The sequence below is a fragment of the Cryobacterium sp. 10S3 genome (assembly GCF_034344045.1).
In the GTDB taxonomy this organism is placed as follows: Bacteria; Actinomycetota; Actinomycetes; order Actinomycetales; family Microbacteriaceae; genus Cryobacterium; species Cryobacterium glucosi.
Map to the genome: position 1 here is coordinate 3836603 of NZ_CP133773.1, position 24417 is coordinate 3861019.

At 64.4% G+C, this 24417-nt stretch carries 23 protein-coding genes and 1 pseudogene; 14 read left to right on the forward strand and 10 right to left on the reverse strand.

Annotated features, from left to right (window positions below):
* Positions 1 to 68: 68 nt before the first annotated feature.
* From RHM57_RS17750 to dnaA, 4 genes are all read right to left on the reverse strand, one after another.
* A complete protein-coding gene (locus tag RHM57_RS17750) occupies positions 69 to 557 on the reverse strand; it encodes a DUF721 domain-containing protein (protein WP_134558118.1) in 489 nt (162 codons plus the stop codon).
* Positions 550 to 1731: a DNA replication/repair protein RecF gene (gene recF, locus RHM57_RS17755; protein WP_134448562.1), complete on the reverse strand. Its 1182-nt coding sequence runs from the start codon at positions 1729 to 1731 to the stop codon at positions 550 to 552. Before recF ends, RHM57_RS17750 begins: the two co-directional genes overlap by 8 nt.
* 8 nt (positions 1732 to 1739) lie before the next feature.
* Entirely contained in the window at positions 1740 to 2888 is a 1149-nt protein-coding gene (gene dnaN / locus RHM57_RS17760; RefSeq protein WP_134448560.1) for a DNA polymerase III subunit beta, read from the reverse strand.
* 372 nt (positions 2889 to 3260) lie between these two features.
* Positions 3261 to 4682 carry a chromosomal replication initiator protein DnaA gene (dnaA, locus tag RHM57_RS17765; protein ID WP_134448558.1) on the reverse strand — a complete coding sequence of 474 codons (1422 nt, stop codon included), beginning with the start codon at positions 4680 to 4682 and terminating at the stop codon, positions 3261 to 3263.
* A 457-nt stretch (positions 4683 to 5139) separates the two neighbouring features.
* On the opposite strand from dnaA, the gene rpmH reads away from it, so the two are divergent.
* The 8 genes from rpmH (at position 5140) to RHM57_RS17805 (ending at position 10352) form a co-directional block, all read left to right on the forward strand.
* Positions 5140 to 5277: a 50S ribosomal protein L34 gene (gene rpmH / locus RHM57_RS17770; RefSeq protein ID WP_010204566.1), complete on the forward strand. Its 138-nt coding sequence runs from the start codon at positions 5140 to 5142 to the stop codon at positions 5275 to 5277.
* An 8-nt stretch (positions 5278 to 5285) separates the two neighbouring features.
* A complete protein-coding gene (rnpA, locus tag RHM57_RS17775) occupies positions 5286 to 5681 on the forward strand; it encodes a ribonuclease P protein component (protein ID WP_322189024.1) in 396 nt (131 codons plus the stop codon).
* 22 nt (positions 5682 to 5703) lie between these two features.
* Positions 5704 to 6015 (forward strand): membrane protein insertion efficiency factor YidD, encoded by a 312-nt coding sequence (gene yidD, locus RHM57_RS17780; RefSeq protein WP_134448656.1) that lies wholly within the window; start codon positions 5704 to 5706, stop codon positions 6013 to 6015.
* An 8-nt stretch (positions 6016 to 6023) separates the two neighbouring features.
* Entirely contained in the window at positions 6024 to 7001 is a 978-nt protein-coding gene (gene yidC / locus RHM57_RS17785; RefSeq protein ID WP_134448555.1) for a membrane protein insertase YidC, read from the forward strand.
* 75 nt (positions 7002 to 7076) lie between these two features.
* The gene (locus tag RHM57_RS17790) at positions 7077 to 7595 is read left to right on the forward strand and encodes a protein jag (protein ID WP_134558121.1); all 519 of its coding nucleotides are present in this window, start codon (positions 7077 to 7079) and stop codon (positions 7593 to 7595) included.
* A gap of 6 nt (positions 7596 to 7601) precedes the next feature.
* Positions 7602 to 8240 carry a 16S rRNA (guanine(527)-N(7))-methyltransferase RsmG gene (gene rsmG, locus RHM57_RS17795; protein ID WP_241975188.1) on the forward strand — a complete coding sequence of 213 codons (639 nt, stop codon included), beginning with the start codon at positions 7602 to 7604 and terminating at the stop codon, positions 8238 to 8240.
* Positions 8241 to 8325: 85 nt separating this feature from the next.
* Positions 8326 to 9264 carry a ParA family protein gene (locus tag RHM57_RS17800; protein WP_134560982.1) on the forward strand — a complete coding sequence of 313 codons (939 nt, stop codon included), beginning with the start codon at positions 8326 to 8328 and terminating at the stop codon, positions 9262 to 9264.
* A complete protein-coding gene (locus RHM57_RS17805; protein ID WP_134448551.1) occupies positions 9264 to 10352 on the forward strand; it encodes a ParB/RepB/Spo0J family partition protein in 1089 nt (362 codons plus the stop codon). The genes RHM57_RS17800 and RHM57_RS17805 overlap by 1 nt, the downstream gene beginning before the upstream one ends.
* A gap of 553 nt (positions 10353 to 10905) precedes the next feature.
* On the opposite strand, the gene RHM57_RS17810 is transcribed toward RHM57_RS17805, so the two are convergent.
* The 6 genes from RHM57_RS17810 to RHM57_RS17835 form a co-directional block, all read right to left on the reverse strand.
* A complete protein-coding gene (locus tag RHM57_RS17810; RefSeq protein ID WP_322136865.1) occupies positions 10906 to 11865 on the reverse strand; it encodes a D-alanine--D-alanine ligase in 960 nt (319 codons plus the stop codon).
* Positions 11866 to 11907: 42 nt separating this feature from the next.
* Entirely contained in the window at positions 11908 to 13227 is a 1320-nt protein-coding gene (locus RHM57_RS17815; RefSeq protein WP_134448547.1) for a PLP-dependent aminotransferase family protein, read from the reverse strand.
* A 137-nt stretch (positions 13228 to 13364) separates the two neighbouring features.
* Positions 13365 to 13688 (reverse strand): thioredoxin, encoded by a 324-nt coding sequence (gene trxA / locus RHM57_RS17820; protein WP_134448545.1) that lies wholly within the window; start codon positions 13686 to 13688, stop codon positions 13365 to 13367.
* Positions 13689 to 13697: 9 nt separating this feature from the next.
* On the reverse strand, positions 13698 to 14672 hold the full coding sequence (gene trxB / locus RHM57_RS17825; protein ID WP_134558124.1) for a thioredoxin-disulfide reductase: 975 nt from the start codon (positions 14670 to 14672) through the stop codon (positions 13698 to 13700).
* 166 nt (positions 14673 to 14838) lie between these two features.
* Entirely contained in the window at positions 14839 to 16458 is a 1620-nt protein-coding gene (gene murJ / locus RHM57_RS17830; RefSeq protein ID WP_134448541.1) for a murein biosynthesis integral membrane protein MurJ, read from the reverse strand.
* On the reverse strand, positions 16451 to 18826 hold the full coding sequence (locus tag RHM57_RS17835; protein WP_322189028.1) for a DUF6049 family protein: 2376 nt from the start codon (positions 18824 to 18826) through the stop codon (positions 16451 to 16453). Before RHM57_RS17835 ends, murJ begins: the two co-directional genes overlap by 8 nt.
* Before the next feature lie 79 nt (positions 18827 to 18905).
* Between RHM57_RS17835 and RHM57_RS17840 the strand changes: the two genes are divergently transcribed.
* The 6 genes and pseudogenes from RHM57_RS17840 (at position 18906) to dnaB (ending at position 24310) form a co-directional block, all read left to right on the forward strand.
* Positions 18906 to 20339, forward strand: a complete 1434-nt coding sequence (locus RHM57_RS17840) for a CCA tRNA nucleotidyltransferase (RefSeq protein WP_134558159.1) — start codon at positions 18906 to 18908, stop codon at positions 20337 to 20339.
* A 268-nt stretch (positions 20340 to 20607) separates the two neighbouring features.
* Positions 20608 to 20976: pseudogene (rpsF, locus tag RHM57_RS17845) on the forward strand (30S ribosomal protein S6); the annotation flags it as partial.
* 219 nt (positions 20977 to 21195) lie between these two features.
* On the forward strand, positions 21196 to 21699 hold the full coding sequence (locus RHM57_RS17850; RefSeq protein WP_134448535.1) for a single-stranded DNA-binding protein: 504 nt from the start codon (positions 21196 to 21198) through the stop codon (positions 21697 to 21699).
* A gap of 61 nt (positions 21700 to 21760) precedes the next feature.
* Positions 21761 to 22024, forward strand: a complete 264-nt coding sequence (rpsR, locus tag RHM57_RS17855) for a 30S ribosomal protein S18 (RefSeq protein WP_035835236.1) — start codon at positions 21761 to 21763, stop codon at positions 22022 to 22024.
* An 8-nt stretch (positions 22025 to 22032) separates the two neighbouring features.
* On the forward strand, positions 22033 to 22482 hold the full coding sequence (rplI, locus tag RHM57_RS17860; RefSeq protein ID WP_134448533.1) for a 50S ribosomal protein L9: 450 nt from the start codon (positions 22033 to 22035) through the stop codon (positions 22480 to 22482).
* Between the two features lie 436 nt (positions 22483 to 22918).
* On the forward strand, positions 22919 to 24310 hold the full coding sequence (dnaB, locus tag RHM57_RS17865) for a replicative DNA helicase (protein ID WP_134448531.1): 1392 nt from the start codon (positions 22919 to 22921) through the stop codon (positions 24308 to 24310).
* Positions 24311 to 24417: the final 107 nt, after the last annotated feature.

Sequence of the window (24417 nt, forward strand, 5' to 3'; positions counted from 1 at the left end):
GCATGGTCTCCCGGCCATAAACGGGGATCTGACGCGTTTTGCCTAGTCGGTTGACCTGTTTTGGCTCCCTAGCCGTAGGTATCGCGTGGACCGCGCCCTGGAATTGATCTGGGACCCTTTTTCCAGGAGGGAGCGTTGGGTCCCTGAAAACGGATTGACAGGATGCCCGCGTCCGGATACCGGACGGAGATGTGCGTCATGATTTCGACACGCATCATGCGCAGCTGAGTCGCCCACGCCGTCGACTCGCAGTGCACGGTCAGGACGCCCTCGTCGATGCCGGCGGGAGTGGAGTGTTTCGAGGTTTCCTCACCGGCGAGTTCGATCCAGGATGCGAGCAGTTCCGACTGCGCGAGGGGTGAGTTCCAGCCCAGTTGCAGGGTCAGGGAGTCGATTGTGTCCCCGAGGCCACGCGGATCGCGGCCGATGCCGAACGGGACACTCGAGCCGGTGTCGTCCCGCACCCGGCGCCTCGCCCTGACACGCTTCGCGTTCGGGTCGCCGAACACGTCCTTGAAGCGCAGGTAGACCCGTGCTGCCTCGCTCTGCTCAGCCATCGATGACCTCCCCGGCGTGGATGTGAATCGTGTGCGCGGCCAGTTGCTTGGGGACATCCTCGAACACGGCTGCCGTGATGAGCACCTGGTCGAATCCCAGGACCGCGGCTGCGAGGCGGCTGCGGCGCGATTGGTCGAGTTCGGCGAAGACGTCGTCGAGGATGAGGACAGGATCCCCACTCGAGGAGTCCCTGCGCAGGAGTTCGGCGGCTGCGAGCTTGAGCGCGAGGGCGAACGACCAGGATTCGCCATGGCTCGCATACCCACGCGCCGGCAGGGCATTGAGCATGAACACCACATCGTCGCGATGCGGTCCGACGAGGGTCATCCCGCGGTCGAGTTCCTTCCTGCGCACACCGGCCAGGGATGCACGGAACAGGTCGGCGGTCGCCCCTGCCTCCTTCGCTCCGGCATCATTCGTGCCGACCGATGCTCCGGAGGGAGTGTCCTCCTCGCTGCCGAGGGTGTCATCCAGTCCGAGGATACTGAGTGCGCCAAGCAGGGCCGGCCCGTGATCGGCGCCGACGACGGCCTCATATGCAGTGCGGAGGGGTGTGCCGAGCTCTTCGACGAGCTTCGCCCGCTCGTCGATGATCTCCGAACCGAATTCCACGAGACGGTCGTCCCACACTTCGAGGGTTCCGAGCTGGGTTGTGCGCAATCCGGACGCCCTCGCCGATTTCAACAGGGAATTGCGCTGCCGGAGCACCCTGTCGTAGTCGGCGAGCACACCGGTGAGACGCGGAGACCGGAGGACGAGCAGCTGGTCGAGAAAACGGCGTCGTCCAGACGGGTCGCCGCGGACGAGCGCGAGGTCTTCCGGAGCGAACAGGACGCTCGAGAAATACCGCGGCAGTTCCCTCGTCTTGATCACCGAACGGTTGATCTGCGCCCGGTTCAGTCCCGAGCGGTTGATCTGCACTTCGGCGAGGAGGTCCCGGCCGTTGTACTCGAGTTTGGCCCGGATGATCGCGGATTCCTCGCCGGACCTGATCATCGCGGCCGTCGTCGACACCCGGTGCGAACCCAGTGTGCTCAGGAAGCCGAGGGCCTCGACCAGGTTGGTCTTCCCCTGGCCGTTGCTCCCGACGATGAGGTTCGGTCCCGGCTGGAACGGAACCTCGACCTGCGCATAGTTGCGGAAGTCGGTCAGGGACAGGTGAGTTACCCGCACCGGAGTTCTTAGCGCAACAGCAGGTTCGGCTGGAGCAAGTACTTGTAGCTGTCAGCTCCCGGCTGGTCGCGCGAACTCTGGCTCGTGATCAGGACAGGGCCCGGCTTGTTCGGGTTTTCCGTCTTCGTGAAGGAGATCCGCACGAATTCCGAGTGCACGGCCGTGAGGCCGTCCAGCAGGAATTGCGGCTTGAGGGAAACAACGGTTTCGACGCCGGACAGGATCGCATCGACGGATTCCTTGGCCTGTGCCTGTTCGGAACCGACCGCTTCGAGCGTGAGTCCCTCGGTCGTGAAGGAGAAACGCAGCGCAGCCTCGCGTTCGAGTACGAGAGCGACACGGCGGGTGGCCTCGATCAGTTCCGCGGTATTCATCACGGCGTAGTTGTCGACCTGGTCGGGGAACAGCCGGCGAACCGGCGGGTAGTTGCCCTTGATCAACAGGCTTGTGACGGTCTTCTTGTCGGCGGTGAATGCGATCAGTTCTCGATCGTCGGTGTTGGTGATCGCGACGGAGATCGTGCCGCTGTGTCCGAAGGTCTTGCCGACTTCCTGCAGGGTACGTGCGGGTACGAGCGCGGTGATGGTGTCTGTCGCGACCATCGTTCCGGGGTCCCAGTCGATTTCTCGCACGGCGACACGGTAGCGGTCTGTCGCGACGAGGCTCAGGCTGTTTTCGGAAATCTGCAGCTGGACACCCGTGATGACCGGCGTGACGTCGTCACGCGATGCGGCGACGGCGACCTGGGCGACGGCAGCGGCGAAATCTTCGGCGGGAACCAGGCCGGCCTGGCCGCTGACGACCGGGATGCTTGGATATTCCTCGACAGGCATGGACAGGAGCGTGAAGCTCGCGGTTCCACAGCTGACCGTGATGCGGGAGTCCTTGGTCACGAATGTGACGGGGGCGTTCGGCATCCGGCTGGCGATCTCGGCGAGGAGGCGACCGGACACGAGAACCCGTCCGGTCTCTTCGACCTCGGCGGCGATTTCGGTTTGCGCGGACACCTCATAGTCGAATGACGAGAGGATCAAGCCGGTCGCTGTTGCTTCGATCAGCACACCGCTCAAAATGGGCAGCGTGGTGCGCTGGGGAAGGAGTTTGACAGCAAAAGAAACGGCTTCGCTGAAAACGTCCCGGTTGGCCTGAAATCTCACGAAGTCACTCCTGTCGGTCGGAGACCTGTTTGGCCTCAATGGTAGTCGTTCTCACAACGGCCCCGGCGTCGCTCGGTTTCCTCCGGTGTCGGAGGAAAGGTTGTCGGCCAGAGAGAAGTTTAAGTTTTTGTTAATCTTCTTAACCGTTGTGGAAACTGTGGATAACTCTGTGGATGCGGCTCATTCACTGGGAACTACAAACATGTAACTTGTGGGCAGCCTGTGAGCGTTAATCGTCCCCCGGTTCAGGGCGAGCCTTGCCACCAGCGGAGTTTGCACAAGCTGGACGGTAGTTTCCACAAATTCAGACAAGTTGTTCGACGAGTTTCCACAGGGTTATCCACAACTGTGAAAACTGAGGGATTCTGCGGCTTATTTGTAGCGGTGGTCCTGTTTGATGCGGTTGGTGAGCTCCGTGACCTGGTTGTAGATCGAGCGGCGTTCCTTCATGAGTTCGCTGATCTTCTTGTTCGCGTACATCACCGTCGTATGGTCCCGGTTGCCGAACAGCTGGCCGATCTTCGGGAGGGAGAGATTGGTGAGCTCGCGGCAGAGGTACATCGCGATCTGTCGAGCCGTGGCAACGGCTTGGGAGCGTGAGGAGCCATAGAGGTCCTCGACGGTGAGCTTGAAGTAGTCCGCCGTGTTGGTGATGATGTCGACCGGCGCGATGACGTTGTCTTCGTCGAGGGTGATCAGGTCCTTGAGCACCGTCTGGACGAGGTCCATGTCGACGGGCGTTCGGTTGAGGCTCGCGAAGGCCGTGACCCTGATCAGGGTTCCCTCGAGCTCGCGGATGTTGGATGAGACCTTGGACGCCATGAATTCGAGGATGTCGTGGGGAACCTGGAGCTTCTCGCTCTGGGCCTTCTTGCGCAGGATGGCGATGCGGGTCTCGAGGTCGGGGGCCTGGACATCCGTGATGAGGCCCCACTCGAAACGGGACCTCATGCGGTCTTCGAAACCGGTCAGGGCCTTCGGCGGCAGGTCGCTCGTGATGACGACCTGCTTGTTGTGGTCGTGCAGGGTGTTGAAGGTGTGGAAGAACGCCTCTTGGGTCTCCGCCTTGCCCTGCAGGAACTGGATGTCGTCGATCATCAGGATGTCGATATTGCGATACCGGGACTGGAATGCCGAGCCGCGGTTGTTGGCGATCGAGTTGATGAAGTCGTTGGTGAACTCTTCTGAACTGACATAACGCACTCGGATGCCGGGATAGAGGCTCATGGCGTAGTGGCCGATGGCGTGGAGCAGGTGGGTCTTTCCCAATCCGGAGGAGCCGTAGACGAAGAGGGGGTTGTACGCCTTGGCCGGTGCCTCGGCAACGGCGACGGCGGCGGCGTGCGCGAACCGGTTCGACTGCCCGATCACGAAGTTGTCGAAGCTGTACTTGGAATTGAGCCGGGTGTCGTGCGGGCTCTCGACGGGCGGCGCGCTCTCGAAAACCGATTGGGGCGTCGCGGGTGTCTCGACGTCCCTGGGCAGTGCGGACTCCTGGACCGGACGGAGCGACTCCTGCTCGAGTTCGGGATTGACGACGACGTAGAAGGTCGAGACCGCGCTCGCCTCGGACAGTTGACCCATCGCGGCGAGCAGCGGCACCCGCATCCGCTGGTTCAGCATGCTCGCGGTGAACTCGTTCGGTACTTCGAGATAGAACGTGCCGGCCGCGATGCCCTTGGGTTCGACCAGGTTCAGGAAGCCGTAGAGCATCGGGGTGATGGTGTCATCCGATTCGAGGCTGGTGAGCACTGCCCGCCAGGTGTCCGCGATCGGTTGTTCTTCGGCTGCCATTGTTCCCTCTGTCGATACTGTCTGGTGAAACGCTGTGTGTTGAAACTGCGTGTCGGTACTGTCGATGATTTCTTGAATGCACCCGGAACTGCCGGAAGAGTCGACACCAGTGTGGGCCGAATCGACGGCCTCAGCAAAAGCATCCACAAGGTTATCCACCGCCTGTGCGCAATTCGGGCTGTGTTTTACAGGCATTGCGGGCTGCCTGTGGATAACTTGTCCTCACGGTAGTCAATGTCTGCCGCGGCGGCCAACTCTGTTGTGGATTCGGTACGTGTCGTTGACCGGAAACCGAGAAAACATCTGCAGAATCTGCCGTTTACCGCCGTCGGGTTTGACCAGCACCGATTGAGGCCGTAGTTTTAATCAGTTGACCCCAGCCCGCGGGCTACCTCACTCTTTCCCGGCCGTTCTACATTTTTTGGCCTGCGGAGATTCAATACGTGGAGACCACACAATGAGCAAGAGAACTTTCCAGCCGAACAACCGTCGTCGCGCCAAGGTGCACGGCTTCCGTCTTCGCATGCGTACCCGTGCCGGCCGCGCGATCCTCGGTGCCCGCCGTCGCAAGGGTCGCACCGAGCTTTCCGCCTAAGCACTCACGTGCTCGCGGGGACCAATCGCATCACGAGCGGCAACGACTACAAGATGGTCGTTCGCCGTGGCGTGCGTGTTGTTGGTCCGCATTTCGTGACGTACCTGCGTGACAATTCCGAGGGCTTACCCCCTCGGTTTGGTTTCATCGTCGCCAAAAACGTGGGGAACGCCGTCCGGCGCAACCGAATGCGACGTCGCCTGAAGGCGGCGTGCTTCGGTCTGCTCCCTACGGTGAACCCGGGCACGGATGTCGTCATTCGCGCACTTCCTGCGGCGCACGAAGTGGAGTGGCCGGTTTTGCAGGCCGAAGTCAGCCAGGCCCTCCTGAGTTTCCAGCGCCGAATTGCGGCGGGCATGACCGGATCCGGCCATCGCCGGCCGGAACGACTGCCCTCCCGATGAGTAGCCCGCGATGGTCGACCTCGTGAAGACGGTGTTGGCGTGGGTCCTTCTGCTCCCACGCAATCTGGGGGTTGTGCTCCTGCGCGTCTACCGCGCGGTGATCTCACCGCTGTATGGCGACGTTTGCAGGTACTATCCCTCTTGTTCGGCGTACGCACTCGGCGCCGTTCAGGAACATGGCCTTGTAATCGGGTCCGGTCTGGCTGCACGCCGGCTGGCCCGGTGTCATCCGTGGGCCGAAGGCGGAGTCGATGACGTTCCGCTGAAGCGCAAGCGTCGCTACGCCGTGACGTCGTTTGGATTTGTAGTCCCAGTGAGCCACGGAAAGGGCTGACCCAAAGTATGGACCTCCTAGGTACGATTCTCTGGCCTTTGAAATGGGCTGTCGAGCTCCTGCTCGTCGCCTTCCACTGGTTGTTCACGACCGTTGGCCTCGGCTACAACGATGGCATCACCTGGGTGCTCGCGATCGTGGGACTCGTGCTCGTCGTGCGCGCCGCGCTCATCCCCATCTTTGTACGGCAGATTCGCAGCCAGCGCAAGATGCTCGAGGTCGCTCCCCAGCTCAAGAAGATCCAGGACAAGTACAAGGGTAAGAAGGACCAGTTCTCCCGCGAGGCAATGTCCCGCGAGACCATGGAACTGTACAAGCGCACGGGCACGAACCCGCTGAGCTCGTGCCTTCCCCTCCTGCTGCAGATGCCGATCTTCTTCGCGCTCTTCTCCGTCCTCAACGACGCGCAGCACGCCAAGGCCGGCGTCGGTCCGCTCAACTCCCAGCTTGCGGAGAGCTTCGGGAGTGCGACCTTGTTCGGGGTTGCACCGCTGCACGAATCGTTCTCCACGCAGTGGGCGCTGCTCGTGGCCGGCAGCCCGTACAACCTCGCCGTGATGCTCATCGCGGCCACCATGGTCGTCCTGATGACTGCTTCGCAGTTCATCACGCAGCTGCAGATCGTCTCCAAGAACATGTCGCCGGAAACCAAGGCGAGCCCGATGTTCAAGCAGCAGCGCATGATGTTGTATTTACTCCCGCTCGTCTTCGCCTTCTCCGGTATCGCCTTCCCGCTCGGCGTCATGTTCTACTGGCTGACCTCGAACATCTGGACCATGGCCCAGCAGTTCCTGGTCATCCGCAACATGCCGACACCGGGCAGTGAAGCGGCCAAGGCCCGCGAGGAGCGTCTCGCGCGCAAGGGAAAGCTCATCGCGAAGGATGGCGACATCATCGTGGTCGAAGAGCCGAAGAAGCAGCAGCCGCAGCGTCAGCAGCCCGTCGGCAAGTCCCGCGCCAAGAAGCAGACCGGCCCGAAGAAATAGACTGGTCCGAAGCGACTGAACAGGCCGAAGGGCCTGAACAGAACGACTGAGCAGAACACAGAAGAGACGGACATCGTGACTGAGAACACCGACGTGATCGCCGCGGATTCCCCCGCGGAAGACGACTCCCCCACCCTCGATCAGCTCGAGAAGGAGGGCGACGTCGCCGCGGACTACATCGAGGAATTCCTCGACATCTGCGACCTCGACGGGGACATCGACATCGATGCCCGCAACGGCCGCGCCTACGTGTCGGTCAATTCGACGGATGCCGGAAGCCTGCGCCTGCTCTCCCGCCCGGACACCGTGAACGCCCTGCAGGAACTGACCCGCCTCGCGGTGCAGAACAAGACCGGGTCGTTCTCCCGGTTGATCCTCGACATCGGCGGCTCCCGTGAGGCCCGCCAGGCGGAGCTCGGCGTCCTCGTGACCCGGGCGATCGAGCGCATCGCCGCAGGCGCGACGGAAGCCTCCCTGCCGCCGATGTCGTCCTATGAGCGCAAGCTCGTGCACGACCTCGTCTCCGAGCACGGTTACGTGTCGGAGTCGACGGGCGAAGGCCGCGACCGTCACACGGTCATCACCGCGGCGTAGTTTCACGTGGAACCCGTGAACGACACGCTCGAGATCGAACCGGTCGTCACGGCCGGGCTCTTCGGGGACCGCATCGACGTCGCACGGGCCTTCGCGGCCAACCTCGCGACGCAGGGCGAGGAGCGCGGCCTGATCGGCCCGCTCGAGTTGCCCCGGCTCTGGAGCCGGCACATCCTGAACTGTGCGATCATGGCCCCGCTGCTCCGGCCCGGACTGGTCGGCGACGTCGGGTCCGGCGCCGGACTGCCCGGACTCGTGCTCGCGATCATTCGGCCCGACGTCGACTTCGTGCTGATCGAACCGATGGAGCGCCGGGTGGCTTGGCTGACCGAGCAGGTTGCGGAGCTCGGTTTGACCAACACGACCGTGACGCGCGCCCGTGCTGAGGACCTGCACCTTCCGCATCCGCTCGACCAGGTCACCGCGCGCGCAGTAAGCGCTTTCCGAACACTGATTCCCCTGACGGCGCCGCTCCTCAGGGCAGGGGGCGAGCTCGTGCTCATGAAGGGCGCTGGTGCGCAGGGCGAAATTTCGGCGGCTGCGAAGGAGATTCGTCGCTTCCACCTCAGCAATGTCGAGGTGATCACCCTCGGTGAGGGCGTGCTGCAGGACGTGACGCGAGTCATAAGGGCTACAGTTGATTAGTCCCCGATTGGCGTTTCGCACACGCGAACACGGATCGTGCATCACCCTCGGATGGCTCTTCAACCGTCGAACGTAAAGGTTTCACGTGAAACAACCCGGCCAGGAACAGCACGACACCACGGCCGCACGCGGTTTTGACAGCAGCACTCCCCTCGCCAGGGAAATCACCGAGCTCACGCGCAGGCGTCAGGTGATCGCAGCGGAGAAGCTGCCCAAGCCCGAGCGCACCCGGATCATCACGGTGTCCAACCAGAAGGGCGGCGTTGGCAAGACCACGACCGCCGTGAACCTGGCAGCGGCCCTGGCCCGGCAGGGTGCCCGGGTACTTGTGATCGACCTCGATCCGCAGGGAAATGCCTCGACAGCGCTCGGCGTCGAACACCGCGCGGACACCCCGAGCGTCTATGACGTGATCATCAACGACGTAGAACTCGCCTCCGTTGTGCAGAGCAGCCCCGAATTCGGTTCGCTCTTCTGCGTACCGGCGACGATCCACCTCGCGGGAGCCGAGATCGAGCTCGTCTCCCTCGTCGCCCGCGAACAGCGGCTGAGTCGTGCCCTCACCGTGCACCTCTCCGCAATGACGGATCCCTACGACTATGTGTTCATCGACTGTCCCCCATCCCTCGGGCTCCTGACGATCAACGCCTTCGTCGCCGCGAAAGAGGTCCTCATCCCGATTCAGTGCGAGTACTACGCGCTCGAAGGCCTGAGCCAGCTGCTCAAGAACATCGAACTGATCGAGAAGCACCTGAACCCCGAACTCACGGTATCGACCATTCTGCTGACGATGTACGACAGCCGCACCAACCTGGCCAACCAGGTGGCGCAGGACGTGCGCGATCACTTCCCCGACCAGGTGTTGAGTACCCTCATTCCGCGCTCTGTGCGGGTTTCTGAGGCGCCGAGCTACGGTCAGAGCGTGATCAGTTACGACCTGAACTCGGCAGGATCGCTCTCCTACCTTGAAGCAGCAGCGGAAATCGCCAGACGCGGTGCCCCCCAGACAGGAGAACGACAGTAATGGCGAAGAGAACAGGCCTCGGCCGCGGTATCGGCGCCCTGATTCCGATTCAGGACGACCCGACCCTCGCCCGTCCCGTGGACGTGTTCTTCCCGTACTCCCCGGCGGCGAAGGCGAGCGCGGCAGCCGCACTCGCGGCGGCGGGTGACAAGGCCGGGATCGACGCTGTCGGACTCACCGCGGTGCCGGACTCGGGTGCTCCCGCAGAGGACGGCCTGGTCGAGGGCGGTTCTGCTGTCGTCGAGCCGGCGGATGCGGATGCGCCCGTCCTCGTACCGGTTCCCGGTGCCCGGCTCGCGCACCTCAATCCGTTCGATATCGTCCCGAATGCCGTGCAGCCCCGCAGCGTGTTCGACGAATCCGATCTTGCGGAACTCGTGCACAGCATTCGCGAGGTCGGTGTGCTGCAGCCGATCGTGGTGCGCCCCCTCCCCGATCAGCCCGGAAAATACGAACTCGTCATGGGCGAGCGTCGGTTGCGGGCGACCAAGGAAGCGGGCCTCGATTCCATCCCCGCCGTTGTCCGGGAGACCGCGGACATCGACATGCTCCGAGACGCACTGCTCGAGAACCTGCATCGTGCCCAGCTCAATCCGCTCGAAGAGGCGTCGGCGTACCAGCAGCTGCTTGCGGACTTTGGAATCACCCAGGACGAGCTCGCACAGCGAATTGGCCGGTCAAGGCCACAAATCACCAACACGATCCGTCTCCTGAAGCTTCCGGAAGCCGTCCAGGTACGGGTCGCCGCGGGTGTCCTGTCCGCCGGTCACGCCCGTGCGATCCTCTCCGTGGGCGATCCGGAAGGGATGCTTCGTCTCGCCGACAAGATCGTCAACGAGGACCTCTCTGTGCGGGCGGCGGAAGCCGCGGCGACGGCAGTGCCGAAGGCGCAGGCGCCTCGACCATCGGCAGGCAAACGCCAGGGTCACCTCGACGAGATCGCTTCACACCTTGGCGATCGCCTGGACACCCGGGTGAAGATCAACCTGGGCGCGCGTAAGGGACAGATCAATATCGATTTTGCCACGATCGGCGACCTGAACCGGATTCTTGCGGTTCTGGGAGAGCCCGGCTTCGGGTCGAATTAGATCCCTCGGTCGAACAGGCCTGCTCCCCTACGGTGTTTCACGTGAAACATCACGCACGCACACGCGTCAGGTGAGCCGATTCACTCGCGGGGTGCTTGGTACGAAATGACGCAATTGGCGCGCTTCATCACCGGGGCGCCTGGTCGACGCGACGTTCTGCGCATGTTTCACGTGAAACGGTGTCACGAGACGCGAACCCCAGGTATGTTTCACGTGAAACATAGCGTTAGACTCAAGCCATTCTCTATGTAACCGGTGTCTCAAGGGGCCACCGCCGTGCAGGGTGAATCACCAGCGTGCCTGTGGGGTGTGCAGAATGCAGCGCATGTTTCACGTGAAACGTGCTCTTGCGCGGATTTTCTGCCTCCCGTCATTTCTGGCGCGAGTGTTTCACGTGAAACGTTGTCAGGAAAGACGAGTGGGAACGCCGGTTCTGCGTGATCTCAGGTCTTCAGAAGGCATCCTAAGCCGATTCCGGCGCTCCGGGAATGTCCGATTCGCGCCCCAAAGGGGCTGATTTTCGGGAGAAATGGACGATCTTGTCGGATCGAAGTCAGTCGACGGTCGCGACCGCGGCTCGCGCGAGTGACTCGTAGACGTCGCCGAGCGTCGCACCCGACGCTTCGATGGACTGGGGGACCAGGGAGGTTTCCGTGAGCCCGGGGAGCACGTTGGCTTCGAGGAACCAGACAACGCCTTCTTCGTCGACGATCAGGTCGATCCGGGAGATGTGCCGGAGTCCGAGCAGCGTGTGAATATCGACAGCCGTCTGGGCGACGAGAGTGGCGATGTCCGCGGTGATGCGCGCTGGTGCGTAGAAGAGGGTCTCGCCGGCGTTGTAGCGGGCCTCGAAGCTGTAGACGCCGTTGACGGGCACGATCTCGACGGCGGGGAGGGCGACCGGACCGAGTCCGGAGTCGATGACAGTGACGGCGAGTTCGGTGCCGCGTACCTTTTCTTCGACGAGGGCCACCGAGTTGTAGGTGTAGGCCTCGACCATGGCCCGCGGAAGCTCGGCCGCGGTCTCGACGATGGTGACACCCTGCGCGGATCCACCCTGGGATGGCTTCACGACAAGGGGAGTGGGAAGTGCCGTCAGGAGATGCTCGAGAACGCTCGCCGCTCCGAGGTCCCGGAAGGTCTCTTTGGAGAGGGCAATCCAGTTCGGTGTCGCGAACCCGGCGCGTCGGACGAGTTCCTTGGCCGTGGGCTTCGTCCAGGCGAGGCTCGCCGGACCTCCGCGGGAGCCGACGTGGGGGATACCCGTCGTCTCCAGGAGCGAGAGGAGCGCGCCGTCTTCCCCGGTGGCTCCGTGCACGACCGGGAAGATGACATCGGGGGCCCGGGTGGTGAGGTCGAGCAGGAGTCCCGCCTGCGGGTCGAGGAGGGTGACCTTGTGGCCGAGGCCGGTGAGCGCGTCCGCGACCCGACGCCCCGAACGGAGCGAGATATCGCGCTCATGCGAGATTCCGCCGGCGAGAACGATGATCGCGAGGGGAGAAATATCGGTCATGATCAGGGATTCCTTGCTAATCGCTTGGGGGTGGTTCGTGGGCTAGGAGATGTCGGTCGGCAGCGGGTTGAAGCGACCGGGTGTGCGGAGCGGATCGAGCGAGCCGGTTCCGGCGAACGTTTCGAGAAGGTCGAGCTCATCGCGGACGACGGTCGCGAGGCGACGGACGCCGACCCGGATCTCGGCAGGGGTGGGATAGCAGAACGACAGGCGGATGTTCTGCTGGCCGTCGCCGTCGGCGAAGAAAGCGGTTCCCGGCGTGTACGCGACGAGCTCCTTGACGGCGCGCGGGAGCATAGCCTTGGAATTGAGCAGCTGCGGCAGGGTGACCCAGACATAGAATCCGCCATTGGGATTCGTCCAGGTGAGTTCGGGCAGGTACTCGTCCAGTGCATTCAGCAGGGCGTCCTTGCGCTCGTGGTACACGCCTCGGAAGGTGTTGATCTGGCCCTTCCAATCGGCAGTGGCCAGGTACTCCGAGATCACGAGTTGGCTGAACGAGCTCGGCGACAGAACGGCGGCCTCGTTCGCGAGCACCAGCTTTTCCCTGATCGCGTGGGGTGCGAGGGCCCAACCCACCCGGAAACCCGGAGCGAGGGTTTTGGAGAAGGTGCCGAGGTAGACGACGCCGTCCTGTTCGAGGGAGCGCATCGCATCCGGTGCCGGCTTGTCGAAGTAGAGCAGGCCGTACGGGTTGTCTTCGAGGACGAGGATGTTGTTGGCGCGGCAGATCTCGAGAATTTCGATACGCCGTTCCCAGCTCAGCGTGACCCCGGCCGGGTTGTGGAAGTTCGGGATCGTGTACAGGAACTTGATGGTCTTGCCTGCAACACGGAGCTGCTGGATGTGCTCACGCAGGGCTTCAGGGATGAGACCGTGTTCGTCCATGGGAACATGGTCGACCTCGGCCTGGTACGACTTGAAGATGACCATGGCAGTCACGTAACTCGGTCCCTCGGAGATCACAACGTCACCGGGATCGAGAAAGAGTTTGCTGACGAGTTCGAGGGCGTGCTGCGAGCCGGTGGTCACGACGACATCGTCGGCATGGGCGCGGATGCCTTCGAGGGCCATGACCTCGAGGATCTGTTCGCGGAGAGCGGGTACTCCCTGGCCGGAGCCGTATTGCAGGGCGACGGGACCCTGCTCACGCATGACCCGCTCCATGGCGTTGACCACGAGGTCCGGGGGCAGCGCTGCCACGAACGGCATTCCCCCGGCCAGTGAGACGACCTCGGGGCGGGAGGCGACGGCGAAGAGGGCCCGCACCTCGGAGGCCCGCAGCCCGGCGGCTCGCTCGGCGTAGTGGTGGTACCACGGGTCGAGGTTGTTACCGGCCTGGGAAGAGCCCTGTGCAGTCACGTCACATCCGTTCTGGTGAGGGTTCAATCGTAGGCCCACCCGGATACGACGAAGCCCGCCCGACGGTGCCGGGCGGGCTTCGTTCATCTCTACGTCCGGTGTTTCACGTGAAACCGACCGAAGCGGGGAGAGGGCCTCTAGGCCAGGTATGCGGCCAGGTCGGAAACGAGGACGACCTTCGGCTTGGCGCCGATGACGGTCTTGACGACCTCGCCCTTCTGGAACACCTTCATGGCCGGGATCGACGTGATCTGGTATTTCGCGGCGAGGGCGGGGAAGTCGTCGACGTTGAGCTTGACGATGTCGAGCTTGTCGGCGTGCTCTGCGGCGATCTGGTCCAGGATGGGGCTGACGGCGCGGCAGGGGCCACACCATTCCGCCCAGAAGTCCACGAGGACGGTCTTCTCGTTGTTGATGACTTCCTGGTCGAAAGTCGCGTCGGTAACGGCGCGTGCGGACATGTGTGCTCCTTAGTTGGTGGCTGTTGCGAATGTGGAGTCGCCGGCGCTGGCCAGCAGTTCCGCGGGGAGGGAAGCGAGGTAGTGCTCCGCGTCGAGCGCAGCCACGGTGCCGGAGGCGGCCGCGGTCACGGCCTGGCGGTAGTGCGGGTCGATGACGTCGCCGGCGGCGAAGACGCCCGCCTGGCTGGTCAGGGAGGATCGTCCAGCGACGGCGATCGTGCCGTCCGTCGTGAGATCGAGCTGCTTGTGGACGAGGTGGGTGCGCGGGTCATTGCCGATGGCGACGAAGACCCCTCCGACGGGAAGGATGCTTTCGGCGCCGGAAACCGTGTCGCGCAGAACCAGGCCGTCGACGGCATCCGTGCCCGTGATGCCGGAGACCGTCGAGTTCCAGACGAACTCGATCTTCGGGTTGGCGAAGGCGCGATCCTGCATGATCTTGGAGGCGCGCAGGGTGTCCTTGCGGTGCACAACGTAGACCTTGCTCGCGAACCGGGTGAGGAAGGTGGCTTCCTCCATGGCGGAGTCGCCGCCGCCGATCACGGCAATCTCCTTCTCTTTGAAGAAGAAGCCGTCGCAGGTCGCACACCAGGAGACGCCGCGCCCCGAGAGGCGCTCTTCGTCTTCGAGACCGAGCTTGCGGTAGGCGGAACCGGTCGCGAAGATCACGGTCAGGGCCTCGTGGGTCTCGCCGGAACCGAGCGTGACGGTCTTGACCGCGCCGGTGAGGTCGAGTTCGGTGACGTCGTCGTAGACGACCTCGGTGCCGAAGCGTTCGGCCTGCTCCTGCATCTTCTGCATGAGGTCGGGGCCCTGGACACCCTCGGGGAAGCCGGGGAAGTTCTCGACCTCGGTCGTGTTCATCAGCTCGCCGCCTGCCTCGACCGAGCTCGCGATGAGGAGCGGTTTGAGGTTGGCGCGCGCGGCGTAAATGGCGGCCGTGAATCCGGCAGGGCCGGAGCCGATGATGATGATCTGACGCACGCGTAGACTCCTTCGCAGTGGGGGCAGGGCAGGTGTGGCTGCCTCGCTGCCGGGTACAACACATCCTAATCGGATGCTATTCCGCGCCTCCCAGCCGGGGGCCTGCGTTCACGGCCGGTTGCCAGTGTGCCCGGCCCGGGGACCACCTTGCTGGTGGCGTGCCGGACTAGTTCGTGCCGCGCGGGCGGAACCGGTTGATCAGCGGCACCAGGAAGACCCTGAGTTCATCGCTGCGCATGAGCAGCAGCATTCCGAAGTAGGCGAGCGACATCACGCCGCCGATGATGAGCATCGAAAGGATGGCCTCGAGCCGTCCGGAGACGGCGAAGCCGCCCTCGTGAGTGCCGCCGAGGAGCAGGAGGATTCCGAGGCCGATGATGAGGGGAAGAATCGCGGCGACCAGGTACCGGACGAGGCTCCGCAGGATACGACGGCCGTCGAGACCGCCCAGACGACGCCGCAACAAATGGCCGGCCAGGATCGTTTGCAGGATTCCGGAGACCGTCACGACGAGTGCGATGCCGACGGCGATCCAGGCCGGGGGCAGCAGCGAGCACGCGAGCACTCCGGTCACGACGAGGATGACCTGGAACAGGGTGAAGAAGAACGGGGTGCGGGTGTCGCCGAGCGCGTAGAACGTGCGTTGCAGGACGAAGAGCACGCAGAAGGCGACGAGGCCGAGAATGTAGGCGATGATGACGTTCCCGGTGCCCTGCACCTGCTCGAACTTCCCCTGGGTGAAAACCGCCGCGAACGGGTAGGCGCAGACCAGGATGACCGTCGACGCGAGCACGATCAGGAGTGACGTGCCTCGTATAGCCGACGAGGCATCCGTTCTGAGCTTCGCAACGTCACCGCGGGAGGCATGCTCGCTCATGCCGGTGAAGTAGGCGGTGGCCACGGAAACGGTGATGACCGAGTGCGGGAGCATGAAGATGAGCCAGGCTGTTGCGAGCACGGCGACGGACGCCTTGCCCGTGGCCTGGGTGACGACCTGGGTTTCGACGATCCCGGCGGCCGTGCTGAGCAGGAGCATGCCGAAGGTCCAGCTCGCGGTCTTGCCGGCGGCGCCGAGCCCGACCCCGCGGAAGTGGAAGTCGGGGCGGAAGTGAAGTCCGATCCGACGCCAGAAATAGAAGAGCACGACGGCCTGCGCGACGACGCCGAGCGTGGCGGTGCCGCCCAGCAGTGCGACCATGCCCGGGGTGAAGTCGCTCGCCGTGCGATCACCGTTGGGGTCGGCCCCGGCCACGAGGGCGAAGACGACGATTCCGGCCAGGGCAACCACGTTGTTGAGAACCGGAACCCAGGTGAACGGTCCGAACGACTTTCTCGCATTGAGCACTTCCCCCAGAACCGTGTACAGGCCGTAGAAGAAGATCTGCGGCATGCACCAATAAGCGAAGGCGATGGCGAGGTCCAACTGCGCTGGAGGCAGGTGCAGGCCGATGAAGGGCGTGATGACCGGGACCAGGAGTGTTGCGGCGAGCGTGGTGACCGCGAGGATGCTGAGCGCCAGGGTCAGCAGCTTGTTGATGTACGCGGTGCCGCCGTCGACGTGGAGTCCGGCCCTGACGATCTGGGGGACGAGGACCGCGGTGAGGACTCCGCCTGCGACGATCGTGTAGACGGTGTTCGGGAGCTGATTGGCGAGCGCGAACGCGTCGGCGCTCGTGCCGTACAGGCCGATCACGCCGGCGAGGACGATGACCTTCACGAATCCCAGGATGCGGGAGACGATCGTGCCCGAGGCGAGGAATGCGCTCGCGCGCCCGATGCTAGCCACGCGGCACGACCGGGGGATCGACGGGGGCATCGACAGGGGCGTCCACAGGGGCATCTGTCGCCTGCGCGACCGCAGTACGTTCCCGGCGGCGGCGCTGCACGTTTCTCCAGAGCCCGAATCCGAAGAAGAGCACGAGCAGGGCGGCGAAGATGAGCGAACCGAGGCCCTCCCAGTCCGCACGCACGTTGATCGGAATCTGACTGGGCTGGCCGACGACGGAACCGTCCGGGGAGAAGAGGGTGATCCGCAGCGTGACCGCACCATTCCCGACAGCGGCCGTCACGGGGACCTTGACGGTCCTGGCCGAGGACGCCTCGATCGTCGCCTCGATGACATCGCCGCCGACGATGAGTCGGCCGTTGGACGGGACGACCTGGACTTTCACCGTCACGGACTGCCCGAGGGCGTTGTCGAGGGTGATCGGGATGTCGACCTGACTGCCGACGACGTTGATCGGACCCTTCGTGGACACGCTGATCGAGGAGAGCAGTACAGAGGAGTCCGCGAGGCTCGAGTCGACGGCCTCGCTCCAGGCACCCGTATCCTGCGCCCAGCTCGTCGACAGCAGCGCGAGCGTCGTCAGTCGCTGGGTGGCGGTGATGGCGAGCGGTTTGGAGAGTGCCGTCGAGAACGCCGTCACCTCACCTTCACGGTGCAGCAGAGTGCGCGCCGTGAGGATGCGGGCATCGGACACCGCCTGGGACTGGAAGCTCACGTCCGTGGCCGGCGACGCCGCACGTGCGGCGGCCACGGTCGCCGGTGCACGCCAGCCCAGGCCCGAAAGGGCCGCGAGGGTTTCGCTCAACCGGACTCCACCCGGCACGGGGTCACGGTCGAACGTGGCGAGGAGTGTGCGCACGGTCGCGGGACGTTCGGCGGAGACCACCGCGATCTGGGAGCTCAGCTCGGCCATCGCCACCTGCCAGTCGCTATCCGTCGTCGCGGTGGCCGCCGTCCGGAGCGCTGCAGAGATGGGTTCGTCGGTGACCAGGGCGTTTCCATGCCCACCGGCCAGGACCACGTTCGCGTTGGGGGTCTCGGTGAGGTCAGACTGCGCGGTGTTTGCCCCGCCGAGGATGAGGCTCGAGAGGCCGCCCGCCGTGAAGACATCGAGGTCGGCGGCCGAGACCGTGCCCGTCAGCGGCCAGCCGATGTCCGTTGCCGTGTAATTCCAGGCCAGGAGTTGCTCGCTCGTGGGGACTGTGCCCGGAGTGATCACGGGTGCTGAGGTCGGGGGTGGAGTCGGAGTCGCGGTGTCGGTCGTCGTGTCGGTCGTCGTGTCGGTCAGGCCGGCAGGGGCGCTGCCGGTTGCCGTCGGAGTCGGGGTCGGTGTCGGAGTTGATGTTGATGGTGTCGGTGCCGGTGTCGGGGAGGTGAAATCCGAGGCGTTGATCGACTGGTCGAATGAGAGGGGAACCAGGAGGGTGCCGGCAGCGGCCTGGGCCTGAAGGGTGAGGTCGGCATCCGCATAGCCGAGCGGGAATATATCGTTCTTCGCCTGACCGAGGCGACCGAGCCAGGCCACGGCACTCGCCGGTGCCGTGTTGCCGAGGATACGGATCGACGCGATGATCATCGGATCGATCGCAATCGTCACGTCGCGGTTGATCACGCCGTCGAGCTGCCGGCTCAGCCTGCCGCCCGGCGCGGTGTAGGTTTCGAGTGATTTCGCCGGGATGAGACCCTCGGTCTGCTCCGGCACCGTGATCGGCATCACGACAGCGAGGGCCACCGGGGTGACGACCTCGTTGGAATACCAGACGAAGGTGCCCCGCCCCTGGGCGAGGACGGACCCGTCCTCGGTGATCGTGGCCGAGATGCCGCGGGCGCCCCACGCGTTGCCCGAGGTGAGGCCGACGTCCGCGGAGGGCACCGAGATGGCGACGGTCGCCGTTCCCGCTGGCGGGATGGCGGCCGGAAGTGCCGAACGCAGCATCAGGTCGCCGGGCTTGCCCGTCTTGGTGGGATGCAGCCAGGCGGTGAGTGCGCTGCGACTGGTCAGTGCCCGTTCGGCGAGGTAGAGCTCGATCGTGCCGGGGGTGATGGTTTCGGCGCTGCCGTTGGTGATCCTTACGGTGACCGCGAGGTCCTGACCTGACCGCAGGGGCGCCAGCGAGACGGGGGCGACCGTCACCGTGACCTGGTCCGTCGTCGCAGCATCCGCTGTCGGCGTCGGCGTCGGAGTCGCCGTCGCGGCGGCGGCCGCGCTGGTGGGCGCGCCGGGAATGAAGCCGGACGAAGCCAGGGGAAGCAGTCCGGCGAGGATGCCGATCAGGAGGGCGGAGACGGGGACCCTGAGGTGCGACCAGCGGCCGCTCGCCGCTGTCGGGTGCGCGGGCCGACGCGCAGTACTTGACTCGGCCACCATATAGGGGATTCTACGGCGTGCGCCCTGAGTAACCGGTCTGCGGCTCCCGCGCCGGCGACCAGGAACTAACATGGGGGGCATGCAGAGCGTCGCGACAGCCCTCACGCGGCTGGGCGACCTGGCTGCCACTCCTTCCGTATCCCGCCTGGCCCTGGCCTTCGAGGCTGCGGGCCACGAGCTTGCCCTCGTCGGCGGTCCGGTGCGCGACGCGTTCCTGGGCCGGACCCTGCACGACCTCGATTTCACGACGGATGCGACCCCGGAGCAGATCCTCGAGATCGTCACCCCGATCTCCGAGGCGCAGTGGGATATCGGCCGGGCCTTCGGGACCATCGGGGCGAAGGTCGCCGGCGAGACCGTGGAGATCACCACCTACCGGGCGGACAGCTACGACGGGGTGACCAGGAAGCCGGAGGTCGTATTCGGGCTGAGCCTGGAGGACGACCTTCTCCGCCGGGACTTCACGGTCAACGCGATGGCGTTGCGCCTTCCCGGGCTCACCCTGGTCGACCCGGCGAACGGCATCGGCGACCTCATGGCCGGGGTCCTGCGGACGCCGATCTCGCCGGAGATCTCCTTCGGCGACGACCCGCTGCGGATGATGCGTGCCGCCAGGTTCACCGCCCAACTCGGTTTCACCCTCGACCTCGACACCGCGATCGCGATGGACGCGATGGCGTCGAGCATCCGCAATATCTCGGCGGAACGGGTCTGCGAAGAGCTCTGCAAGCTGCTCCTCTCGGACAACCCGCACGGCGGCCTCGAGCTGCTGGTTGACTCCGGCCTGCTCGACATCGTCCTGCCGGAGATTCCGGCGCTGCGCCTCGAGGTCGACGAGCACCACCACCACAAGGACGTCTACCAGCACACCCTCACCGTGCTCGACCAGGCGATCGGCTACGAGAAGTCCCGGGAGAGCTTCCCGGGCGGACCGGACCTGATCGTGCGGCTCGCCGCCCTGTTCCACGACATCGGGAAGCCGGCGACCCGGAAGCTCGAGCCAGGCGGAATCGTGAGTTTCTACCACCACGACGTGGTGGGCGCCAAGCTCGCGAAGAAGCGCCTGCGTGCGCTGCGCTTCGACAACGACACGATCGCGGCCGTCTCCCGGCTGATCGAGCTCCACCTGCGCTTCTTCGGGTACACCGAGGGAGCCTGGACGGATTCGGCCGTGCGCCGCTATGTGCGCGACGCCGGCGACCAGCTCGAACGGCTGCACATCCTCACCAGGGCCGACGTGACCACCCGCAACCGGCGTAAGGCCGACCGGCTGGGCTTCGCATACGACGACCTCGAGCAGCGCATTCGCGAACTCGCCGAGCAGGAGGAGATGGCCGCAGTGCGGCCAGACCTCGACGGAGAGCAGATCATGGCGATCCTCGGCGTGAAACCGGGCAGGGAGGTCGGCGAGGCCTACCGTTTCCTCCTCGAACAGCGCCTCGACGACGGCCCCCTCGGTGTCGAGGAGGCAACGCGCCGCCTTCAGGCGTGGTGGGCGGGACACGGCCAGTAACCACTCCTCAACAGGGGCGGATGTGCGCACTTCTCCACAAGCGCTGCTTCCGGCTGCACGGTCCACGCGCGTCCCGGCATGCTCGGACTGACGTGAACACAGACGGCGTGGAGGGCGCCGCGGCGCTGTGGTGGCTTTTGGTCGCCTCATCGAGTAGTCTGGGCAGGTTGTCTGCGCGCCGGATTCCCGGCCTCCGCCTTCAGCACATGCACAACCCTCCTGTTGCAGAGATTCTGCAGCCGTTTAGTCCGAAGGAGGTGGGTTAGTCATGCATCAGTACGAGTTGATGGTTATCCTCGATCCCGAGATCGATGAGCGCACCGTAGCTCCCAGCCTTGACAAGTTCCTCAACGTTGTTCGCAACGATGGTGGAACGATTGACAAGGTTGACGTTTGGGGTCGCCGCCGTCTCGCTTACGAGATCAACAAGAAGTCCGAAGGCATCTACGCCGTCGTCGACTTCACCGCGAACGCTTCTGCCACGGCCGAGCTCGACCGCCAGCTGAAGCTGTCGGAAGCCGTCATGCGCACCAAGGTTCTCCGCGCAGAAGAAGGCATCGCCCAGGTTGCCGTCGCGAGCAAGCTCGCCGCCGAGAAGGCAGCCCGCAAGGCAGCCAACCCGAAGGTCATTGCCGCGAAGGCCGAAGCCGCAGCCGCCCCGACCGCCAAGGTCGCCGCGTCTGTCAAGCCCGCATCGGCTCCCGCCGCAGCAGCCGTCAAGGCCGCAGCCCCGGCAGCTCCTGCAGCCCCGGCAGCGGTCGCCACCCCGGCAGCAGTCGCCAAGCCCGCAGCGGTCGCCACACCGGCTCCCGCAGCAGCCGTCGACACCGCCGACAAGGCAAGCGACAAGTAGCCCATGGCCGGCGAGACCGTAATCACCGTGGTGGGCAACCTGACCAGCGATCCGGAACTGCGTTACACGCAGGGCGGGCTGGCGGTTGCCAACTTCACCATCGCATCCACTCCGCGCAATTTCGATCGCGCAGCCAACGAGTGGAAAGATGGCGACGCATTGTTCCTGCGCGCGAGCGTTTGGCGTGAATTCGCCGAGCACGTCGCCGGTTCACTGACCAAGGGTTCTCGTGTCGTCGCTACTGGGCGGCTCAAGCAGCGTTCCTATGAAACGAAGGAAGGCGAGAAGCGCACAAGCTTCGAGCTCGAAATCGACGATATCGGTCCTTCGCTCAAGTACGCCACTGCTTCGCTCACTCGCGCTGCATCGTCCTCCTCCCCGCGCGGCGGTAACTCCGCAGCGGCCGGGAACGACGAGCCCTGGGCAGCCACTCCTCCCGCCGCCGTGAACACCGGTGGCGACGTGTGGAACACCCCGGGCAACTTCAGCGACGAGACACCCTTCTAGCCGATCGCGGCGCTCCGGCGCCGTCAGGCTGAAACGCACTTCTTAAGAAAGTAAGGAAATCATGGCTGGAAAGTCGAGCGGCGACCGCCGCAAGCCGCTCCGCGGAGCTAAGGGTGGCAAGAATGCCGCTCCCGCGAAGTCGATCCGGGTTGGTGTCATCGATTACAAAGATGTCCCCACCCTGCGCAAGTTCATCTCCGAGCGTGGAAAGATCCGCGCCCGTCGTATCACCGGTGTCTCCGTCCAGGAACAGCGCCTCATCGCCCGTGCCGTCAAGAACGCCCGCGAAATGGCGTTGTTGCCCTACGCCGGCTCAGGCAGGTAGGTAGCCAAATGTCGAAAATCATTCTGACGCACGAGGTCTCCGGCCTCGGTGCACCCGGCGACATCGTCGAGGTCAAGAACGGGTTCGCCCGTAACTACCTCTTCCCGCAGGGCTGGGCCGTTTCCTGGACCCGCGGAGGCGAGAAGCAGATCGAACAGATCAAGGCTGCTCGTGTCGCCCGTGAGCACGCCACGCTCGAAGAGGCCCAGGCCCTGAAGGCAACCATCGAGAACACCAAGGTCCGTCTGGTCGTCAAGGCCGGAACGGGCGGACGCCTCTTCGGCTCCGTCAAGACCACGGATGTTGCCGAAGCCGTCGCCGCTGCAGGCCTCGGTGCCATCGACAAGCGCAAGATCGAGCTCAGCCCGATCAAGTCCGTCGGCGAGCACCAGGCAACGGTTCGTCTTCGCGACGAACTGAGCGCCACCATCACCCTCGTGGTGGTTGCTGCCAAGTAAGCAGTCACACTGCCGGCCTAGCGGCGGACTCCCACCGGAGTCCGCCGCTAGGCTCGTTTAAGGCTCCAGCCACCCCTTTCGAGGGTGATTTCAGTTGATGAATCCCCACATTTGTACACAGGATTTCTTCTGGGCACCAACGTTCAAGGTGTACTTGAACCAGCTTTTTACCCACAGCTGTGAATAGAATTTATGCCTGATCAAAGTGCATTAAATTTTCAAAGAAGATTAGTTGTCCACAGCCGAGTCCACAGGTTGTGCACAAGCCTCGCGGCGTTTCGCCCTCATTCTGCACAGTGTTATCCACAGGGTGGTTTGTTTCCAGCGGAAACCGGTCCGTATGGTGGGCACGCGGCCGGATTTCGAGGTGTGCCGGAATCGTCCGATGGTGTCGGCGGTCCCTGATAGAACATCACCACGGACAGAGGAGGCACGGTTGTCGATCGCACACCTGGGTCTGGCGGACAAACGCGGTACCGATCTGCGCAACGGCACAGAGACCCGGCACACCGAACGAACGCTCCCCCACGATCTCCTGGCCGAACAGAGCGCGCTCGGCGGCATGATGCTCAGCAAGGACGCCGTCGCAGACGTCGTCGAGACCGTTCGCGCCGCGGACTTCTACATCCCGAAGCACGAGCTGATCTTCGATGCGATCCTGTCGCTCTATGCGCAGGGTGAGCCGACGGACGTCATCGCCGTCACCGACGAACTCACCAAACTCGGCGAACTCTCCCGAGCCGGCGGCGCAGACTACCTGCACACGCTCACGAGCCTCGTCCCGACCGCCGCCAACGCGGGCTTCTACTCCTCCATCGTCGCCGAGCGGGCCCTGCTGCGCCGCCTCGTCGAGGCCGGGACCCGCATCGCCCAGATGGGGTACTCGGGCGAAGGCGAGGTGCTCGACCTCGTCAACAACGCCCAGGCCGAGATCTACGCCGTCACCGGCAGCACAGAGACCGAAGACTACGTGCCGCTCACCGACGCCGTGACGGCGGCAATCGACGAGATTGAAGCCGCCAAAGGCAAAGACGGCCAGATGACCGGCGTGCCGACCGGCTTCGCGGACATGGACGAGCTCACCAACGGTTTCCACCCCGGCCAGCTCATCATCGTCGCGGCACGTCCTGCCCTCGGAAAGTCGACGCTCGCGCTCGACTTCGCGCGCTCGGCCTCGATCAAGCACGACATGCCGAGCATCTTCTTCTCCCTCGAAATGGGCCGCAGCGAAATCGCGATGCGCCTGCTCTCTGCCGAGGCATCCGTGCCCCTGCAGAGCATGCGCAAGGGCACGGTCGACGCGCGCGACTGGACAACCATCGCGGCCACCCGCGGACGCATCAACGACGCCCCGCTCTACATCGACGACAGCCCCAACATGACCCTCGTCGAGATCAGGGCCAAGTGCCGCAGGCTCAAGCAGCGCGTCGGACTCAAAATGGTCATCATCGACTACCTGCAGCTGATGACATCGGGCAAGAAGGTCGAGTCCCGACAGCAGGAGGTCAGCGAGTTCTCCCGAGCTCTCAAGCTCATGGCCAAGGAACTGCAGGTGCCCGTGATCGCCCTCTCCCAGCTCAACCGTGGACCGGAACAGCGTGCGGACAAGATGCCGGCCATCTCCGACCTCCGGGAGTCCGGTTCGCTCGAGCAGGACGCCGACATGGTCATCCTGCTGCACCGCGAGAGCGCATATGAAAAGGACAACCCCCGCGCCGGCGAAGCCGACCTGATCGTCGCCAAGCACCGCAACGGTCCGACGCGAACCGTCACCGTCGCCTTCCACGGCCACTATTCGCGCTTCGCCGATCTCGCGCCCGGTTCGTAGATTCCGCGTTAAAACGACCCCCTCTTCCCCGGTACGCTAGCGGGAGGGCGGTAAAACCGCGCAAGCTTTCGGGTTGTCCGGATTTGCTCGTGGCTGGCCGCCGCGAA

Coding starts and splice junctions, on each gene's coding strand:
- RHM57_RS17750 (WP_134558118.1), bottom strand. CDS start 557: ATGGCTGAGCAGAGCGAGGCAGCACGGGTCTACCTGCGCTTCAAGGAC.
- dnaA (WP_134448558.1), bottom strand. CDS start 4,682: ATGGCAGCCGAAGAACAACCGATCGCGGACACCTGGCGGGCAGTGCTC.
- rpmH (WP_010204566.1), top strand. CDS start 5,140: ATGAGCAAGAGAACTTTCCAGCCGAACAACCGTCGTCGCGCCAAGGTG.
- yidC (WP_134448555.1), top strand. CDS start 6,024: ATGGACCTCCTAGGTACGATTCTCTGGCCTTTGAAATGGGCTGTCGAG.
- RHM57_RS17805 (WP_134448551.1), top strand. CDS start 9,264: ATGGCGAAGAGAACAGGCCTCGGCCGCGGTATCGGCGCCCTGATTCCG.
- RHM57_RS17810 (WP_322136865.1), bottom strand. CDS start 11,865: ATGACCGATATTTCTCCCCTCGCGATCATCGTTCTCGCCGGCGGAATC.
- trxA (WP_134448545.1), bottom strand. CDS start 13,688: ATGTCCGCACGCGCCGTTACCGACGCGACTTTCGACCAGGAAGTCATC.
- RHM57_RS17835 (WP_322189028.1), bottom strand. CDS start 18,826: ATGGTGGCCGAGTCAAGTACTGCGCGTCGGCCCGCGCACCCGACAGCG.
- RHM57_RS17840 (WP_134558159.1), top strand. CDS start 18,906: ATGCAGAGCGTCGCGACAGCCCTCACGCGGCTGGGCGACCTGGCTGCC.
- RHM57_RS17850 (WP_134448535.1), top strand. CDS start 21,196: ATGGCCGGCGAGACCGTAATCACCGTGGTGGGCAACCTGACCAGCGAT.
- rpsR (WP_035835236.1), top strand. CDS start 21,761: ATGGCTGGAAAGTCGAGCGGCGACCGCCGCAAGCCGCTCCGCGGAGCT.
- rplI (WP_134448533.1), top strand. CDS start 22,033: ATGTCGAAAATCATTCTGACGCACGAGGTCTCCGGCCTCGGTGCACCC.